Origin of the sequence: Actinomadura montaniterrae (genome assembly GCF_008923365.1) — a bacterium.
GTDB lineage: Bacteria > Actinomycetota > Actinomycetes > Streptosporangiales > Streptosporangiaceae > Spirillospora > Spirillospora montaniterrae.
This window is the reverse complement of the sequence record NZ_WBMR01000022.1, coordinates 34,426-50,107: the sequence shown is the minus strand read 5'-3', so window position 1 is coordinate 50,107 and position 15,682 is coordinate 34,426. Positions and strand designations below refer to the sequence as shown.

At 75.2% G+C, this 15,682-nt stretch carries 17 protein-coding genes; 6 read left to right on the top strand and 11 right to left on the bottom strand.

Annotated features, from left to right (window positions below; translation table 11 throughout):
• The first annotated feature begins 113 nt into the window (after positions 1-113).
• Entirely contained in the window at positions 114-1,271 is a 1,158-nt protein-coding gene (locus F9B16_RS11175; protein WP_151539950.1) for a sensor histidine kinase, read from the top strand.
• Entirely contained in the window at positions 1,268-1,927 is a 660-nt protein-coding gene (locus F9B16_RS11170; RefSeq protein ID WP_151539949.1) for a response regulator, read from the top strand. Before F9B16_RS11175 ends, F9B16_RS11170 begins: the two co-directional genes overlap by 4 nt.
• Before the next feature lie 15 nt (positions 1,928-1,942).
• Here F9B16_RS11170 and F9B16_RS11165 read toward each other — a convergent pair whose 3' ends face one another.
• From F9B16_RS11165 to F9B16_RS11155, 3 genes are all read right to left on the bottom strand, one after another.
• Entirely contained in the window at positions 1,943-2,701 is a 759-nt protein-coding gene (locus tag F9B16_RS11165; protein ID WP_151539948.1) for an SDR family NAD(P)-dependent oxidoreductase, read from the bottom strand.
• Between the two features lie 102 nt (positions 2,702-2,803).
• Positions 2,804-3,229, bottom strand: coding sequence for a MerR family transcriptional regulator (locus F9B16_RS11160; RefSeq protein WP_151539947.1), 426 nt, complete (start codon positions 3,227-3,229; stop codon positions 2,804-2,806).
• Positions 3,230-3,266: 37 nt separating this feature from the next.
• A complete protein-coding gene (locus F9B16_RS11155) occupies positions 3,267-3,845 on the bottom strand; it encodes a TetR/AcrR family transcriptional regulator (protein ID WP_151539946.1) in 579 nt (192 codons plus the stop codon).
• Between the two features lie 136 nt (positions 3,846-3,981).
• Here F9B16_RS11155 and F9B16_RS11150 point away from each other — a divergent pair, with 136 nt between their 5' ends.
• Both F9B16_RS11150 and F9B16_RS11145 read left to right on the top strand, forming a co-directional pair.
• A complete protein-coding gene (locus tag F9B16_RS11150; RefSeq protein WP_151539945.1) occupies positions 3,982-5,418 on the top strand; it encodes an MDR family MFS transporter in 1,437 nt (478 codons plus the stop codon).
• Positions 5,419-5,450: 32 nt separating this feature from the next.
• On the top strand, positions 5,451-6,185 hold the full coding sequence (locus tag F9B16_RS11145; protein WP_192808720.1) for a DUF4440 domain-containing protein: 735 nt from the start codon (positions 5,451-5,453) through the stop codon (positions 6,183-6,185).
• A gap of 8 nt (positions 6,186-6,193) precedes the next feature.
• Here the strand turns inward: F9B16_RS11145 and F9B16_RS11140 are convergent, their stop codons facing one another.
• The gene (locus F9B16_RS11140; protein WP_151539943.1) at positions 6,194-7,555 is read right to left on the bottom strand and encodes a hypothetical protein; all 1,362 of its coding nucleotides are present in this window, start codon (positions 7,553-7,555) and stop codon (positions 6,194-6,196) included.
• Positions 7,552-8,337: an alpha/beta fold hydrolase gene (locus F9B16_RS11135; RefSeq protein WP_225991544.1), complete on the bottom strand. Its 786-nt coding sequence runs from the start codon at positions 8,335-8,337 to the stop codon at positions 7,552-7,554. The genes F9B16_RS11140 and F9B16_RS11135 overlap by 4 nt, the downstream gene beginning before the upstream one ends.
• Positions 8,338-8,456: 119 nt before the next feature.
• Between F9B16_RS11135 and F9B16_RS11130 the strand changes: the two genes are divergently transcribed.
• Complete coding sequence (locus F9B16_RS11130) at positions 8,457-9,542, top strand: DUF6461 domain-containing protein (protein ID WP_192808719.1); 1,086 nt, start codon at positions 8,457-8,459, stop codon at positions 9,540-9,542.
• A gap of 10 nt (positions 9,543-9,552) precedes the next feature.
• Here F9B16_RS11130 and F9B16_RS11125 read toward each other — a convergent pair whose 3' ends face one another.
• A complete protein-coding gene (locus tag F9B16_RS11125; protein ID WP_151539942.1) occupies positions 9,553-10,371 on the bottom strand; it encodes a hypothetical protein in 819 nt (272 codons plus the stop codon).
• A gap of 15 nt (positions 10,372-10,386) precedes the next feature.
• On the bottom strand, positions 10,387-11,472 hold the full coding sequence (locus F9B16_RS11120) for a cation diffusion facilitator family transporter (RefSeq protein WP_151539941.1): 1,086 nt from the start codon (positions 11,470-11,472) through the stop codon (positions 10,387-10,389).
• An 82-nt stretch (positions 11,473-11,554) separates the two neighbouring features.
• Between F9B16_RS11120 and F9B16_RS11115 the strand changes: the two genes are divergently transcribed.
• On the top strand, positions 11,555-11,878 hold the full coding sequence (locus F9B16_RS11115) for an ArsR/SmtB family transcription factor (RefSeq protein WP_151539940.1): 324 nt from the start codon (positions 11,555-11,557) through the stop codon (positions 11,876-11,878).
• 45 nt (positions 11,879-11,923) lie between these two features.
• Here the strand turns inward: F9B16_RS11115 and F9B16_RS11110 are convergent, their stop codons facing one another.
• The 4 genes from F9B16_RS11110 to F9B16_RS11095 form a co-directional block, all read right to left on the bottom strand.
• Positions 11,924-12,568, bottom strand: a complete 645-nt coding sequence (locus F9B16_RS11110; RefSeq protein ID WP_151539939.1) for a DUF6962 family protein — start codon at positions 12,566-12,568, stop codon at positions 11,924-11,926.
• A gap of 67 nt (positions 12,569-12,635) precedes the next feature.
• Positions 12,636-13,424 carry a citryl-CoA lyase gene (locus tag F9B16_RS11105; protein ID WP_225991543.1) on the bottom strand — a complete coding sequence of 263 codons (789 nt, stop codon included), beginning with the start codon at positions 13,422-13,424 and terminating at the stop codon, positions 12,636-12,638.
• A gap of 26 nt (positions 13,425-13,450) precedes the next feature.
• Positions 13,451-14,647 carry a CaiB/BaiF CoA transferase family protein gene (locus F9B16_RS11100; RefSeq protein ID WP_151539937.1) on the bottom strand — a complete coding sequence of 399 codons (1,197 nt, stop codon included), beginning with the start codon at positions 14,645-14,647 and terminating at the stop codon, positions 13,451-13,453.
• 53 nt (positions 14,648-14,700) lie between these two features.
• The gene (locus F9B16_RS11095) at positions 14,701-15,546 is read right to left on the bottom strand and encodes an IclR family transcriptional regulator (RefSeq protein ID WP_151539936.1); all 846 of its coding nucleotides are present in this window, start codon (positions 15,544-15,546) and stop codon (positions 14,701-14,703) included.
• Between the last annotated feature and the right edge of the window lie 136 nt (positions 15,547-15,682).

Sequence of the window (15,682 nt, the reverse complement as noted above, 5' to 3'; positions counted from 1 at the left end):
TCCTTCGCCTCGCACCGCGGAAGTAGGCCCGGCCCGCCTACCACGCCGGGAGTAGCCGGCTCTTACGCCGTCCAGCGGAGGATTTCCACGAAAATGGCCCATAACCTACCTGGATGAGGTTCTTGGACCGGAGGCGGCCGCTCGCCGAGGACGGCCTGCTCGCCGCGGCGATGGCCGTCCTGCTGACGGTCGTCATGCTCTACTCGCCGCGCGCGGGCGCGCTGGATCTCGCGGCGGGCGTCGCCGGGTCGCTCGCGCTCGTCGCCTGGCGGCGGGCGCCGCTGGTGGCGCTGCTCCTCAGCACGGCGTTCATGCTGGTGGTCGCGGCCCGCACCCAGCCGGGCCCGGCGGCGGCCTACCCGGTCATGGTGGCGGTGTTCGCCGCGGTGCGGGCCGGCCACCGGGTCGCCGCGGCGCTGGTGAGCGCGGCGTTCCTGGGGATCGCCGTCGCGGTGAACCTGCCCGGCGCCGACGGGACCGGGGAGAACCTCCAGAGCGTCGCGCTGCTGATCGGCTGGTTCGTGGCGGCGGGCGTCGCCGCGACCGTCATCCAGCACCGGCAGGCGTACCTGGAGGAGGCCGAGCAGCGCGCCGCCGAGGCCGAGCGCACCCGCGAGGAGGCGGCCCTCCGCCGCGCGGGGGAGGAGCGGCTCCGCATCGCCCGGGAGCTGCACGACTCCCTCACCCACAGCATCTCCGTCATCAAGGTCCAGGCCGGGGTGGCGGTCCACCTGGCGCACCGGCGCGGCGAGGACGTCCCGCCGGCGCTGCTGGCGATCCAGGAGGCCAGCGGCGACGCCATGCGCGAACTGCGCGCCACCCTGGAGGTGCTGCGCGACTCCGACTCCGGCGGCGGTGACGGCTCGGGCGGCGAGGCCGCGGCGTCCGGCCTCGACCGCCTCGACGACCTGGTCGAACGGGCCCGCTCTACCGGCCTGGACGCCACGGTCACGGTCTCCGGGACCCGCCGCGACCTGCCGTCCGAGGTGGACCGCGCCGCGTACCGGATCGTCCAGGAGGCGCTCACCAACGTCTCCCGGCACGCCGGCGGCGCGGCCGCCGCGGTGTGCGTCGAGTACGCCGGCGACGCACTGGTCGTGCAGGTCGAGGACGACGGCAAGGCCGACCCGGACGCGCCGCCGGTGCCCGGCAAGGGACTGCTCGGCATGCGCGAGCGCGTCGCGGCGCTCGGCGGCCGGCTCCGCGCCGAGCCCCGCGCCGGGGGCGGCTTCATCGTGCGCGCCGAGCTGCCCCTGGAGGGAGCCGCATGATCAGGGTGCTCCTCATGGACGACCAGGCGCTCATCCGCGGCGGCTTCCGCGCCCTGCTGGAGATCGAGGACGACATCGAGGTGGTCGCGGAGGCCGCCAACGGCGAGCAGGGCGTCGCGCTCGCCCGCGAGCACCTGCCCGACGTCGCCCTCGTCGACATCCAGATGCCGGTGATGGACGGCATCGAGGCGACCCGGCTGATCGCCGCCGACGAGCGGCTGGCCGGCGTCCACGTCGTCATCCTCACCAATTACGGCCTCGACGAGTACGTCTTCAACGCGCTGCGCGCCGGCGCCTGCGGCTTCATGGTCAAGGACACCGAGCCCGCCGACCTGCTGCAGGGCGTGCGGGTCGCCGCCCGGGGCGACGCGCTGCTGTCGCCGGCGATCACCCGCCGGCTGATCGCCGAGTACGTCGCGCGCCGTCCCGAGCCCGTCCCGCAGGCCCTCGACGTGCTGACCAACCGGGAGCGCGAGGTCGCCGCGCTGGTGGCCCGCGGGCTGTCCAACGACGAGATCGCCGCCCGGATGGTGATCAGCCCGACGACCGCGAAGACGCACGTCAGCCGGGCGATGACGAAGCTGCGGGCGAGGGACCGCGCCCAGCTCGTCGTGTTCGCCTACGAGTCCGGCCTCGTCACGCCCCGCCGCGCCTGACGGCGGGCGCCCGGGTCACCAGGGGATCGGGCCCTCCGCGCCGAAGAAGCCGCCGGTCGGCCCGTCCGCCCCGAGCGTGGCCAGCCGCACCAGCACCGCGGCGCCCTCCTCGACCGTGAGGACGCCGGTGTGGTCGTTGGCGTCCGTGGCGACGAAGCCGGGCGCGGCGGCGTTGACCAGGACGCCGTCCTTGCCCAGCTCGTTCGCGTACTGCACGGTCAGCGCGTTCAGCGCGCTCTTGGACGGCGAGTACGCCGCCGACGGCGGCAGCGCCGTCATCGGCCCGGCCGGGTCGCTGAAGATCGTCATCGACGCGGCGTGGCTGCTGACGTTGACGACGCGCGGCTCCGGCGACCGCCGCAGCAGCGGCAGCATGGCGTTGGTCACCGCGATCACCCCGAAGACGTTGGTCTCGAACACCCTCCGGACCATGTCGAGGTCGACGGTGCTCGGGACCTGGTCGTGGGCCTGGTCGGGCGCGACCTTCCCGGAGCCGCTGATGCCGGCGTTGTTGATCAGCACGTCGAGGCGGCCGAAGCGCTCCTCCACCTGCTTCGCGGCCGCCCGGACGGACGCCGCGTCGGTGACGTCCAGCGCGACCGCGTGCACGTCGCCGCCCGCTTCGCGCAGCGCCGCGGCGGCCTCCTCGCCGCGCCGCGGGTCCCTGGCACCGACCAGGACCGTCATGCCCGCCGCCGCGAGCTGCGCGGCGGCCCCGCGTCCGATGCCCTTGTTCGCCCCGGTGACCAGCGCGACCTTCCGGTGTTCGCCCATGTCCCGCTCCCTGTCTCGGAAAGGGTGCGTCCTGCCCGGCACCCGTTGTCGGACCCGAGACGACACAGCCCGCCCGCCTGTGACATGCGGGGAGGAGCGTGGTCAGTGTTTGTGCGCTTCTTCCAGGGACGCCCCCGCCATCCGCGCCGCGAGCACGCCGGCGAAGTTCGGGCACTCGAAGACGTTGTCGTGCGGGCAGGCCAGCCCGTGCGCGATCGCTTCGCGCGCCGCCTGCATCCGGGCGATCTGCTCGTCCAGCTCGGCGAGCTTGCCCCGCTGCAGCTCCCGCCGGTCGCCCCCGGACGTGCGAGCCCCGACGAGGGCCTTGATCTCGCGCAACGTGAAGCCGACGTCGCGCAGCAGCAGGATGAGACCGACCTGCTCCACCGCCGACGGCGGGTATCGCCGCTGCCCCGAGACCCGGGCCGGCTCCGGCAGCAGGCCGACCTCCTCCCAGTAGCGCAGGGCCGAGGTGGCCACGCCCGTCCGGTCCGCCACCTCGCCGATCGTCAGCCGCTCGTCCGCCATGGTGCCTCCGAGCGTACGCGAGGCCCGTTCCCCGCGATCACGAGGCGGCCTGGGCGCGGAGGCCGCGGACGAACAGGTCCAGGTGGCGGCGCGCGAGGGCCTCCTTCTCCTCGGGTGGCAGGGGGCCCGGGAGCGGGCGGGCGATGCGGACCGCCATCATGCCGATGTCGGCGAACGTGACGTCCTGCGGCAGGCTGCCGGCCGCGTGCGCCGCGGCGACCAGGCCCTCCAGGAGGCGGAGGCTCTCCGCGCGCAGCGGCGCCAGTTCGGGATCGTCCTCGAGGTCGACCCGGCCGAGCAGCGCCGGCAGTACCGCGGAGACGCGCAGCTCCAGCGTCCGCCGCAGGTAGCGGGCCAGCGCGTCGAACGGGTCGGCTTCCTGTGCGCAGGCGTCCCGGGCGGCCTCGACGGTGCCGGTCAGCGCGTCCAGGGCGACGGCGTGCAGCAGCGTGGCGCGGTCGGGGAAGCGGCGGTACAGCGTGCCGCTGCCGACCTCGGCGCGGCGGGCGACGTCGTCGAGCGGGACGTCGGGGCCGCGTTCGACGATCATGTCGCGCGCGGCCGCCAGGATCCGCTCGAGGTTGCGCCGCGCGTCGGCCCGCATCGGCCTGGCCATCGTCCACCTCCTCGCGTCGTAGGGACACGGTAGCAGCAAAAGCGGGGAAAGTTTCCCCGCTTGCTCTTGCCGGCCCCGCGGCGGCGTGCCACAGTTAAGTGGAGAGATTTTCCCCGCTTCGTGGAGAGGAACGGTCATGACGGGCAGGAACCCCCGGGTCGGCCCCCAGCGGGGCGGCCTCGCCGCCACCGCCGCGATCGTGGTGGCGGGCGCGATCCTCACCGTGCTCGACGCGACGATCGTCAGCGTCGCGATCGGCGCCCTGGCGCGCGACCTCGCGGCGCCGCTGCCGGCCGTCCAGTGGGTGATGACCGGCTACGCGCTCGCGCTGGCCGCGGTCATCCCGCTCACCGGCTGGGCCGCCGGGCGGTTCGGCGGCAAGCGGGTGTGGATCGCCTCGCTCGCGCTCTTCACCGCCGGCTCGCTGCTGTGCGCCCTGGCCTGGTCGGCGCCCAGCCTGATCGCCTTCCGGGTCGTGCAGGGGCTCGGCGGCGGCATGGTCGCGCCGGTCGGCATGACGCTGGTGGCGCAGGCCGCGGGGCCGCGCCGGATGGGCCGGGCGATGAGCCTGGTCGGCGTCCCGATGATGCTGGGCCCCATGCTCGGCCCGGTGCTCGGCGGGCTGCTGGTCTCCGCCGCCGCCTGGCAGTGGATCTTCCTCGTCAACGTGCCGGCCGGGCTGGTCACCCTGCTGCTGTCGTGGCGGCTGCTCCAGGGCGCGCCGGGCGGACGGTCCGACCGCCTCGACGTGCCCGGCCTGCTGCTGCTCTCGTCCGGCCTGGTCGCGATCGTCTACGCGGTCTCCCGGCTGGCCGGCGACGGCGCGCTCTCCCTCGGCACCCTGGCGCCGGCGCTGTCCGGAGCCGTCCTGCTGGCACTGTTCGCGGTACACGCGCTGCGCGCCGGCCGGCCGCTGCTCGACCTGCGCCACCTCGCCGACCGGACGTTCGCCTCCGCCGCCGCGATCCAGGCCCTGCTCGGCGCCGTCCTGCAGGGCTCGATGCTGCTGCTGCCGCTGTACTACCAGCTCGTCCACCACGAGTCCGCGCTGGACACCGGCCTGCTGCTGGTCCCGCAGGGCGCCGGCGCCGCTCTCGCGCTGGCCGTCTCCGGACGGCTCGTGGACCGCGGCCTCGGCAAGCCGATCATCCTGACCGGGCTGCCGCTGCTGGCCGCCGGACTCCTCGTCTACACCCAGGCGGGCGCGGCCGCCGGCGCGTTCCCGGTGACCGCGGCCCTGCTGGTCATGGGGCTCGGCACCGGCTGCCTCATGGCGCCCGCCATGTCCATGGCGTACCGGCGCGTCGACCAGGCCGCGATCCCGCGCGCGACCGCGCTGCTGAACATCACGCAGCGGGTCGGCGGCGCGATCGGCACCGCGCTGTACGCCGTCGTCCTGCAGCACAACCTCGACACGACCGGGGTCGCCGCCGCGTTCGGCCGGACGTTCTGGTGGCCGCTCGGGCTCACCGCGCTCGCCGTCCTGCCGGCGCTGCTGCTGCCCCGCCACCAGACCCCCGACCCGCCCCGCGCACAGCCGCACGACAACGCCCCCAAGCCCGCGAACGCATGACCGGGCGCACCGCAACGGAAAGGAACAGCGCGATGAGCCGCCGGCAGATCCTCGACCTCGTCCACCGCTTCGCCGACGCCGAACTCAACGGCGACGCGGCCGCCTACGAGCGGCTGCTCACCCCCGACTTCACCGGCATCGGCCCCGTCGGGTTCGTCCTGGACGGACGGCAGTGGGCCGCCCGGCACGACGACCTGACCAACCACGCCTTCGAGGTCCTCGACCCGCAGGTCCGCCTGTACGGGGACGCCGCGGTCGTCACCGCCGTGCAGCGGCAGCGCACCACCGCGCGCGGCCACGACGCGAGCGGCTCGTTCCGGCTGACGCTCGTCGCGGTCCGCGACGGCGACCGCTGGGCCATCGCGAACCTCCAGCTCAGCGGCCCCCTCCGGCCGCCGACGGCACCGCCGCCGTCCGCCCCCGCCACCGGGGACCCCGAGACGATCTCGCGCGACGAGCTCCGCACCGCCATCGCCGCCGGGACCGCCGTCACCGTCGACGCGCTGCCGGCGCCCGCCTACGACCGCCGGCACCTCCCGTCGGCCCTCAACCTCACCGCCGAGGACGCACCCGCGTCCGCCGGCGACGTCCTGCCCGACCGCGCCGCACGGATCGTCGTGTACTCCACCGACACGTCCTGCACGCGGGGTCCCGACCTCGCCGCGGAGCTGAAGCGGCTCGGGTACCGGAACGTCCGCCTCTACGCCGACGGCATCGAGGACTGGGTCGCGGCGGGCCTGCCGATCGAGACCGGGGGAGGAGCGTAGACCGCGGTCTAGGTGGACGGGTGGCGCGCCAGGAAGTCGAGGGCGAAGCCGAGGTCCATCGGATCGGGCATCGGGTAGAGCGGACGCGCCGCCGCCAGGTCCCGGTGCATGCGGACGAACGAGGCGAAGTCCCGAGGATAGGCGCGCGCGTCGACTCCGGTGAAGGAACCGAGCGTGCGCGCCCGGGCGAGGACGTCCCGCCAGGCGGGGATCGGAGCCTGGCCCAGGGCGCGCACGCCGTTGGAGAACAGGGTCAGGCGGATCTCGTCGTAGGGCGCGGCCCCGTCCAGGTACTCCAGCAGGCGGCGGTTCGCCGGGTCGGTGTTGAACGCCAGCCAGTACGGGACGGAGCCGGTCCGCAGCGTCCACCAGGGCTCCATGAGCAGGAAGCAGGAGGCGAACAGCCGCGCGTCGGGGACGCCGCGCCGGCGGTACCAGTCGCGGTACAGGTCGGCGACGGCGGCGCTGAGCGCCTGCGGCTCCGGGAACGCCAGCCGGTGCGTGCGGAACTCGCCCAGGTCGTCCAGCAGCGCGGGGTCGAAACCCCACTCCGCCTCGGGGCTCTCGCCGTCCGGCGGCGGCGCCCGCCAGGCGCGGAACGGGGAGCCGTCCCGGGCCAGGAACGCCGCGACGCGGTCGCCTCCCTCATGGAACTCGGCCGCGCCGATGCCGCCGAACGCGCCGTGCTGGAACAGGTGCCGCTCCCCGACGCGGGTGGTCGGCCAGCGCAGCCCGCAGTCCGGCACGACGAGGGTCGCGTCCGGGGCGAGGCACTCCCGCAGGAACTCCCGGTACGCGGCGGGCAGCCGCCGGAACTTGACCCGGAAGTACGACATCCCCGCGATCATCAGCCGGTCCTGGTTCGGGTCGTGCATGTGGTGCAGGACCAGATCCGGGCCGGCGTCGGCGAGGTCCTGGCCCGCCCGCCGCGACGCCCGCAGGCTCCCGGCCGGATCGTCGGGATGGCCGCCGCGGCGGCGCACCGGGATCAGGACGGTCTGCGGCAGCCACGGCGCGCCGACCGCCGCCGCGAGATGGATCATCGCGCCGTCCGCCGAGCCGATGAACGCGGCGGGGTAGCGCCGCCGCGGGTAGTGGGACACGATCCACTCCGCCAGGGCGTCCGAGCGGACCTCGCCGGTCCGGCCGGGCGCGACGGCCTCCGCCCAGCCCGACGCCGCGAACGCCCGCTCGGCGACCCGGCGCGGCAGCCGGTTCGCCGCCCCCAGCAGGACCGACATCGGCGCCTCCAGCGGCCCGGGAAGGATCCCGAGCAGCGGCGCGTCCCGGCCGTCCAGGAATCTCGCGAGGACGCGCAGCATCGCGGTCGCCGAGTCGAACCCGGCGACCTGCCGGCCCGGCGACGTCATCGCCCGCCCTCCGCGCGGCCCGCGGCGAGGCTCCGGATCGGCTCCGACCACGCGTCCGGGTACGGCCACACGAACGTGTGTGCCCCGGGGACCTCCAGGAACCGGCCGTCCGGCGCCGTCCGGGCCAGCTCGCGCGCCCAGCGCGCGGTGAGCAGGCGGTCCCGCCGGCCGCGCAGCACGAGCACGGGGAACGGCAGGTCGGCGAGCACGTCCTCGACGTGGTCGTCGAGATGCGCGCGGACGATGTGCCACAGCCGGCGCGGTCCCGCCCGCAGCCACTCGGGGTGGTGCGAGCGGCCGAGCTCGCCGGGCTCGCGGCGGGCGTCCAGCCGCCAGCGCAGCAGCAGGCGGGGGACCGAGCGGGCGACCGGGTCGACGGTCGGGCTCGCCAGCACCAGCGCGGCCGTCCGTCCCGGCCGGAACGCCGCGGCGTGCGCGGCGACCTGGGTACCGCTGCTGTGCCCGGCCACCACGACGGGACCGAGCGCGGCGTCGTCCAGCCACGCCGCCACCGCCCGCCCGTACCCGGGCACGTCCAGTTCCTGCGGAGGGTCGCCGCTGCCCGCCAGGCCCGGCAGGTCCACCAGGTGCGCGCGGGTCCACGTGCCCAGGCGCGCCAGGGCCGGCATGAGGTAGTCGGACACCGCCATGCCCTGCACCACGACGACCTCGGGAACGCCCGGCACCGCGCGTCCCACCGTCCGCGCCCGCATCCTGCCGCACGGCAGGCTCCGGTAGGTCACCTCGAACCGATCGGGCGCCTGCGGATGATTGATGTCCACCTTTGCCCCCTACCCGCGGACGCGGTGGTCGACGTTTTCGCTGAGGGCGAGAGCCGCCCGGGCGGCGCCGGACACTGCCATGATCGACGGGTCATGCCACCGACCTTCCCGGAGGGGCCATGCTCGGGGTGACGGACGACGACGTCGCGTGGGCCGACGACGGGACGCTCGGCGAGGTGTTCTGCCTGACCTTCGTCAGAGGGCTGGACGAGACCGAGGCGCTGACGCGCCTGGGCGCCCTGCCGGACGAGATGCGTCCGCGCACCCTCGACGAGGCCACCGAGGCGAGCGGATCCTTCGCGGAGGGCTACCCGGACTTCGCGTTCGCGCTGGACCTGGGCGAATGGACGGTGCTGATCGAACCGGACGGCTTCCAGGGCTCGCTCACCGGGCCGCTGACGGCGCTGTCCCGGGGCACCGAGGCCGTCTCGGTCCAGCGGCACGATTACGCCGACCACGGTTTCTCCTACGCCGTCGACGGCACGCTGGTCACCGGATTCGAGCCCACCTGGCCCGATCAGCGCTGGGGCAGCGAGCCGGACCGGCTGCTCGGCCGGATGCGCGCGGTGGGCCTCGACCTGGACGCCGAGGACGACGACGACCACGTGCCGGGCGCCTACGTCCCGGCGCTCCTGCTGGCGGGGCTGATCACCGGCGCCGTCCCGCACGCGGACGCCCTGGCGGGAGAGCTCCCGTCCGCCCCGCTCGAACCCTGGTTCGGCCCCGCTCCGGCTTCGCCCTCCCGCGGCCCGTCCGACCCCGCGATGGTCGCGGCCCTCGACGCGGCCCCGCCGCGGCTGCTCCGCGCGGTCGCCGCCCGCGAGACGATGCGCCTGGCCACCGTCCTCGCCGTGGACGGCACCCCGGGTCTCGCCGACGCGGTCGCCGCGGCCGAGCGCGGCGAACCGGTCACCGTCGCCCCCGGCTCCGACCTCGGCACGCACGTCCGGTCCTGGCTGAGGCGCTCGCGTCAGGCGGGACGGTCGCTCAACGACCCGTCCGCCCGCTCCAAGATGAGCGACGACGAGCGGACCGCCGCCCACATGCTGGGCTGGTTCGCGCAGGCGCTGAGAGCCGCGCTGTCGCCGGATCCGCGCGCCGCCGCCCACGCCGCGCTCCGCCCGCTCACGCAGGGGCCTCCCCTCCTCCGCGACCCCGCCGAGGAGGCCGCGATCCTGCGGACCCTCCGCAGCGCCGCGAGCTGACCCCGCCCGCTCAGGCCAGCGCGGAGAGCAGGCGGGCCAGGGGGACGGCCAGGTCGGGCCGGCTGGAGCGGGCGGTGTGCTCGCGGAGCCGGTCGAGGCAGTGCAGGTAGAGCGGCAGGAGTTCCCGCTGGAGCAGGCCGGCGGCCGACGCGGTGTCTTCGATGCCGCCGGATCGCCACCGGAGGGCCGCCGTGACCAGGCCGCTGGACGGCTGCGGCGGATCGGCGTACCAGCGGGCGGCGTCGTCGTTGCGGCCGAGCAGGCCGGTGGCGGCGGTGTAGAGGAGGCGGACGGGGAACAGCACGGTCTTGGTGACGGTGCGGACGCCCTGGCCGGCGAGGCCCGCCGGCTGCTTGAGCGCGTGCATGTAGTCGGGCTCGGCGAACCGCTTCGCGGCGAAGGCGGCGCTGTCCAGAAGAAGCTCGTCCGCGTCCGGCCGCGCACAACCGGACCGGCGGTCGGCGCCGTACAACAGGATGCCTGAGTCAAGGAGGTCGAGCCGGTCGGTCGCGGGGAACCGGCCGGCTTCGGAACCGTCCGCCAGGCCCTCCCAGTCGCTCCAGAAGAGGGAAAGGCGTTCCGCCAGAGCGTGGTGAGGGGTGCCCGCGTAACGCTGGACCGTGTCCTGGCGGATCGTGTCGACGGCCACCGCCGCGGCGGCGTCGGCATGGTCGACGACGAGCGCCACGTCCACGTCGCTGACCAGGGGAGCGAACCCGCCGTGCGCGAGGCTGCCGATGGCGAAGGCCGCCGCGAGCCGCCCGTCGAGCCGTTCCGCCGCCCGGGCGAGCGTGGTCTCCACGATTTCCCCGCCGATGGGATCGGACATCTGCCGGCGCATGGGTCAGCGGTGGCCGTGCAGGACGGCGTGGTGGTCGGTGCCGTCCGTGCCGTCCGGGTCGGCGTGGACGGTGGCGGCGCGCAGCCGGGGCAGGCCGTGGATCAGGCGGTGCTCCGCCTCCACCGCCACCGTGTGCGCCTGCACCAGCGACAGGTCCGGATCGAGCACGATGTCGGTCTCCGCGTGCAGCGTGTGGCCGACCCAGCGCATCCGGACGCCGCCGACGCGCCGGACGCCGTCCACCCGGGCCAGGATCCGCTCGGCGTCGGTGACCAGCCCCGGATCCACCGCGTCCATCAGCCGGTGGTAGACCTCCCTGATCGCGTCGCGCAGCACGAAGCAGATGGCGACGGTGATGAGCAGGCCGACGACCGGGTCGGCGACGGGCAGGCCGAGAGCGGATCCGGCGGCACCGGCCAGCACGGCGAGCGAGGTGAAGCCGTCGGTCCGTGCGTGCAGGCCGTCGGCGACCAGGGCGGCGGAGCCGATCTCGCGGCCGACCCTGATCCGGTACCGGGCCACCCACTCGTTGCCGAGGAACCCGGCGACGGCGGCGGCCGCGACCCAGCCGAGCGCCCGGACGTCCTGCGGGGCGACCAGCCGGCGGAACGCCGCGTAGCCGGCGAGGGCCGCGGAGACGGCGATGATCACGACGATCACCAGTCCGGCCAGGTCCTCGGCACGCCCGTACCCGTAGGTGAACCGGCGCGTCGCGGCGCGCCGGCCGAGCAGGAAAGCGATGCCGAGCGGGACCGCGGTCAGCGCGTCCGCGACGTTGTGCAGGGTGTCGCCGAGGAGCGCCACCGACCCCGACATCGCCACGATCGCCGCCTGGACGACCGCGGTGGCGGCCAGCACCGCGAGCGAGAGCCCGAGCACGCGCAACCCGCGGCCGCTGGTCTCCAGCGCCTCGTCGGTCTTGTCGGCGGTGTCGTGACTGTGCGGGGCGACCAGGTGCTTCGTGCGGGAGAGGAAGGACGCTGCCCTTCCGCGCTCCCGCCCGTGGTCATGTCCGTGTCCGTGGCCATGCCCGTGGCCGTGTCCATGTCCGTGACCTGGCGGGCGTCCGGGCTCCGTGGGGTGCGACATGGGCCTCCTCGGTTGCGAGCGAGCCGTCCGGCCAGTATATGTAGTCAGGTATGCACGCGGCTACATTGCAGGTGCGAGGTCCATGCAGGAGCATCCTTCGAGCGCGCAGATCGAGGCGGCCACGGCGGCGTTCCGGATGCTCGCCGACCCCACCCGGCTGCGGCTGATGTGGCTGCTCACCTCCGGCGAGTACGACGTCACGTCGCTCGCCGAGCGTCTCGAGGCGTCCCGGCCCCTCGTCTCCCAGCACCTGGCGAAGCTCCGGATGACCGGTCTGGTGCACACCCGCCGCGAGGGGCGCAGGGTCCTGTACCGGGCCCGCGACACCCACGTGCGGACGCTGATCACCGAGGCGCTCTTCCATGCCGGCCACGAGGTGACGGGCAGACCCCGGCACGACGACTGATGCCGCTCGGTGAGGCCGGGACGGGCCCGGCCGCGGCGGATCGGGTCAGCCCGCGAGGGCGCCCGGTTCGGGGTCCGGGCGGCGCGGAGCGCTGACGGCCGCGTACAGCAGCACCATGCCCAGGATCTGGGCGAGGTGGTACAGCGACGTCGGGTCCAGCGCGACGCGGTGGGTCACGTCCGGGTCGACGGCCTTGGCCGCCGCGGCGGCGCCGTCGGCGACGAGCGCGATGATCACCGGGCCGGCCAGCGGGTGGCGGCGGCGGGCCGCCCGCCCCCACAGGACGATGATGCTGAGCATCGTCAGGCTCTCGCAGGCCAGCAGCGCGTCGACGCCCGCGTGCCCGGTGGCCGCCAGCACCGCGTACGCCGCGATCCCGATCGACCGCAGGAGCCAGAACGTCCGCTGGTGGCGCGGCCCGAGCACCTCGGCGACGGTGGCGGCCAGCAGGTAGGACACCGCGATGACGACCATCGCGCTGATGACGGCCCAGCTCGGCCCGGTCCAGCGCGCCGAGTGCTTCACCACGCCGTGGTGGACGAAGCCGGCCAGCGCCGCGGCCCCCGCCCACCAGAAGGACGTGCGCCAGTGCCGGTGCGCGACCGGCGAGCGGCCCAGCCGGACGGCGAGCACCACCACGACCAGCCCCAGCGCGAGGTCGCTGAGGGCGGGCGCGGGTTCGGCGAGCACACTTGCACGTTACCGACAAATCGCCCATCCGCCTCACCTGTGCGGCCCGCGCCCGTGCGCGCCGGGTTCAGGCGCGGTAGGCCGGGAGGACGGTGCGGGGGATGGGGCCCTTGTTGCGCTGACCGCTCTGGCTCTCCTCCCAGGCGTGGGCGAGGACGCCGATGCTGCGGCTGAGGACGAACAGGCCGCGCGCCAGCGGCGCGGGGAACCCGAGCTCGGCGTAGATGATGGCGGTGGCCCCGTCGATGTTCATGGGGACGGGCTTGGCGCGGCCCTCGGCGAGCCGGGCCTCGATCGCCTTGCCGGCCCGCAGGTGGCGGCCGGGGACGGCGCCGTCCCGCACGGCGTCCTCGACCAGGGCGAGCAGCGGGTCGCGGCGCGGGTCGCGGGGATGGAAGCGGTGACCGAAGCCCGGCAGGTACCGGGGGCCGTCCGCGATGGCCTCGCCGGCCGCCGTGCGCAGGTCGAGCCCGGCGTCCTCGCGCCGCAGCACGTCGTCCAGCAGCAGGACGCACTGCTCGCCGGCCCCGCCGTGCGCGTCGCCGAGGGTGTTGACGGCGCTGGCGACGGCGTTGTTCAGGCCGACGCCGCAGGTGGCGGCCATCCGGGCGATGGCGATGGACGGCGCCTGCGGGCCGTGGTCGACGGCCGCGACGAGCGCCGCCTCGAGCAGGGCGGCCTGCCGGGGCGCGGGGAGGTCGCCGCGCAGCATCAGCCAGATCATGGACGTGAGGCTCGTCGTGCCGATGAGGTCCTGGACGGGGCGGCCGCGCAGCTCGATGACGCCGGGTTCCATCCGGGAGACGGCGGTCGCCCACCAGTCCGCGACGGCGCCGGTCGGGTCGATGTCGGTCACGGGAGCCTCCTGCGCTGGACGGTCGGTCATGGGGTGACGGCGTTCTCGGCGCGGCCGTTCCAGCGGTCCGCGAGGGCGGCGCGGTCGGCGTTCTGGTCGCCGAGCAGGGGCGGGGGCCCGGTGGGGCGCAGGGGTTCGCCGTCGTGCAGGACGCCGCCGCCGGTGACCTTGAGCACCCGTCCGGAGCCGTCGGGGAAGGGCAGCTCGGTGAAGAAGCCGCGGTGCTCGAGCTGGTCGAGGCCGAGTGCCTGGGGGACGGTCACGACGCGGGCGGCGGGGACGCCGGCCGGGCCGAGGATCCGCTCCCATTCGCCGGCGGTGCGGCGGCGCAGCGCGCGGTTGAGCTCGCCGGTCAGCGCGTCGCGGTGCGCCTTGCGCTGCTCCCGGTCGGCGAAGCGCGGGTCGTCGAGCAGGTCGCGCCGGCCGACCAGGTCGCACAGCGTCTCGAACTGCCGCTGCCGGTTCGCGGCGATGTTGAGCGGGCCGTCGGCGGCCTGGAAGGTGCCGGACGGGGCGGCGGTGGCGTTCTGGGTGCCCATCGGCTCCGGCGGGACGCCGCTGACCAGGTAGTTCGAGACGGCCCAGCCCATCGCCGAGACGGCCGACTCCAGCATGGAGACGTCGAGGAACGTTCCCTTCCCGGTGCGGGTGCGGCCGGCGAGGGCGGCGGAGATGTGCAGCGCGGCGGTGAGGCCGCCGACGGTGTCGCAGACGGGGAAGCCGATCCGCAGCGGGGCGGTCTCCTCGGTGCCGGTGATGCTCATCATGCCGGAAAGGCCCTGGATGATCTGGTCGTACGCGGGGGCCTGGCTCATGGGGCCGGTCTGCCCGAAGCCGGAGATGGCGCAGTAGACCAGCCGGGGGTTCAGCTCGCGCAGGCGGGGCCAGCCGAACCCGAGCCGGGCGAGGACGCCCGCGCGGAAGTTCTCCAGCAGCACGTCGGCGCCGCGGACCATGTCCTCGAAGGCGGCGCGGCCCGCGGCGTCCTTGAGGTCCAGCTCGACGGACTTCTTGCCGGCGTTCTGCGCCAGGAACGAGGCGCCGATCCCGGACCGGTTCAACTCGGCGTCCGGGCCGAGGTGCCGGGCGAGGTCGCCCTGCCCCGGCACCTCGATCTTGACGACCTCGGCGCCGAGCAGCATCAGCTGGTAGCTGCAGTACGGGCCGGCGAGGACGTTGGTGAGGTCGAGGACGCGTACACCGCTGAGCGGTCGCTCTGACATGCGCATTGCTCCTTCAGGTCACGCCGTGGGTCCGGGAGTGGGTCCGGCCGCGGTCAGCGCGCGGGGCTGAGCGGGTGGTCGAAGCCGCGCTCCGACATCTCCGCGGCGACCTGGCGCAGGTCCGCGGCGTACTGCTCGACGACGTCGTCGGGGAAGCGGACCGTCGGGCCGCTGAGGGACAGGGCGGCGACGACGGTCCCGGACCGGCCGAGGACCGGGACGGCGACGGCGGACAGGCCGTCCTCGCGCTCCCCGTGGCTGACGGCCCAGCCGCGGTGCGCCGCCTCGTCGATCCATTCGCGCAGCCGCTTGACGTGGCCTTCCCCGTAGGGGGAGCTGAGGGCGACGCGCCTGAGGAGGGAGTCGGGGGCGTCGCGCAGGAGGGCCTTGGACGAGGCGCCGGCCCAGAGCGGGAGCTCGTCGCCGACGTGGACGACGTGGCGGAGCGGCTGCGGGCTCTCCTGCTGGGCGACGCAGACGCGGTAGATGTCGCGGAGCATGTAGAGGTTGACGGTCTCGCGGCGGCGGGCGCCGAGGTCGCGCATGTGCTTGCGGGTCTCCGGGGGCAGCTCCCAGCTGCTGCGCGCGAGGTGGGCCCAGCGCCACAGGCCGGGGCCGGGGAGGTAGCCGTTGGGCGCCGCCCACAGCAGGCCGTTCTGCTCCAGCGTCTGGACGAGCCGGATGACCGTGGTCTTCGCCAGCCCGGTCGCCTCGACGATCTCGCGGATCGAGATCACCGGGCGTTCCTCGCTGAGCAGGGACAGGATCTCGACGGCGCGCTGGACGCTGCGGACGCCCTGGGAGTCGGGGGCGGGCTGGGCGTCCGCGCCGGGCTGCGTGCCGGTGGCGGTCCGGCCGCCGGCGGCGGTCTCGGTGGCGGGCTTCTTGGCTGGGCTCACTGGTCCTCGATCTCCCCGAGGTCGGCGGTAGGGTCCGGGAAACCCGGCGTGCTGCGCTCGGCCGCGGATGCGGAGCGGGAGCCGGCACGGGGCCGTGCCCGGTGCGGCCGGGGACGGCTCGTACGTTACACGCAGT

What these genes read in the sequence shown, in the direction of transcription:
- F9B16_RS11140 (WP_151539943.1), bottom strand. Translation starts at nt 7,555, where the DNA reads ATGACGTCGCCGGGCCGGCAGGTCGCCGGGTTCGACTCGGCGACCGCG.
- F9B16_RS11145 (WP_192808720.1), top strand. Translation starts at nt 5,451, where the DNA reads ATGAGCCGCCGGCAGATCCTCGACCTCGTCCACCGCTTCGCCGACGCC.
- F9B16_RS11120 (WP_151539941.1), bottom strand. Translation starts at nt 11,472, where the DNA reads ATGTCGCACCCCACGGAGCCCGGACGCCCGCCAGGTCACGGACATGGA.
- F9B16_RS11130 (WP_192808719.1), top strand. Translation starts at nt 8,457, where the DNA reads ATGCTCGGGGTGACGGACGACGACGTCGCGTGGGCCGACGACGGGACG.
- F9B16_RS11155 (WP_151539946.1), bottom strand. Translation starts at nt 3,845, where the DNA reads ATGGCCAGGCCGATGCGGGCCGACGCGCGGCGCAACCTCGAGCGGATC.
- F9B16_RS11165 (WP_151539948.1), bottom strand. Translation starts at nt 2,701, where the DNA reads ATGGGCGAACACCGGAAGGTCGCGCTGGTCACCGGGGCGAACAAGGGC.
- F9B16_RS11100 (WP_151539937.1), bottom strand. Translation starts at nt 14,647, where the DNA reads ATGTCAGAGCGACCGCTCAGCGGTGTACGCGTCCTCGACCTCACCAAC.
- F9B16_RS11115 (WP_151539940.1), top strand. Translation starts at nt 11,555, where the DNA reads ATGCAGGAGCATCCTTCGAGCGCGCAGATCGAGGCGGCCACGGCGGCG.
- F9B16_RS11150 (WP_151539945.1), top strand. Translation starts at nt 3,982, where the DNA reads ATGACGGGCAGGAACCCCCGGGTCGGCCCCCAGCGGGGCGGCCTCGCC.
- F9B16_RS11170 (WP_151539949.1), top strand. Translation starts at nt 1,268, where the DNA reads ATGATCAGGGTGCTCCTCATGGACGACCAGGCGCTCATCCGCGGCGGC.
- F9B16_RS11125 (WP_151539942.1), bottom strand. Translation starts at nt 10,371, where the DNA reads ATGTCCGATCCCATCGGCGGGGAAATCGTGGAGACCACGCTCGCCCGG.
- F9B16_RS11160 (WP_151539947.1), bottom strand. Translation starts at nt 3,229, where the DNA reads ATGGCGGACGAGCGGCTGACGATCGGCGAGGTGGCGGACCGGACGGGC.
- F9B16_RS11175 (WP_151539950.1), top strand. Translation starts at nt 114, where the DNA reads ATGAGGTTCTTGGACCGGAGGCGGCCGCTCGCCGAGGACGGCCTGCTC.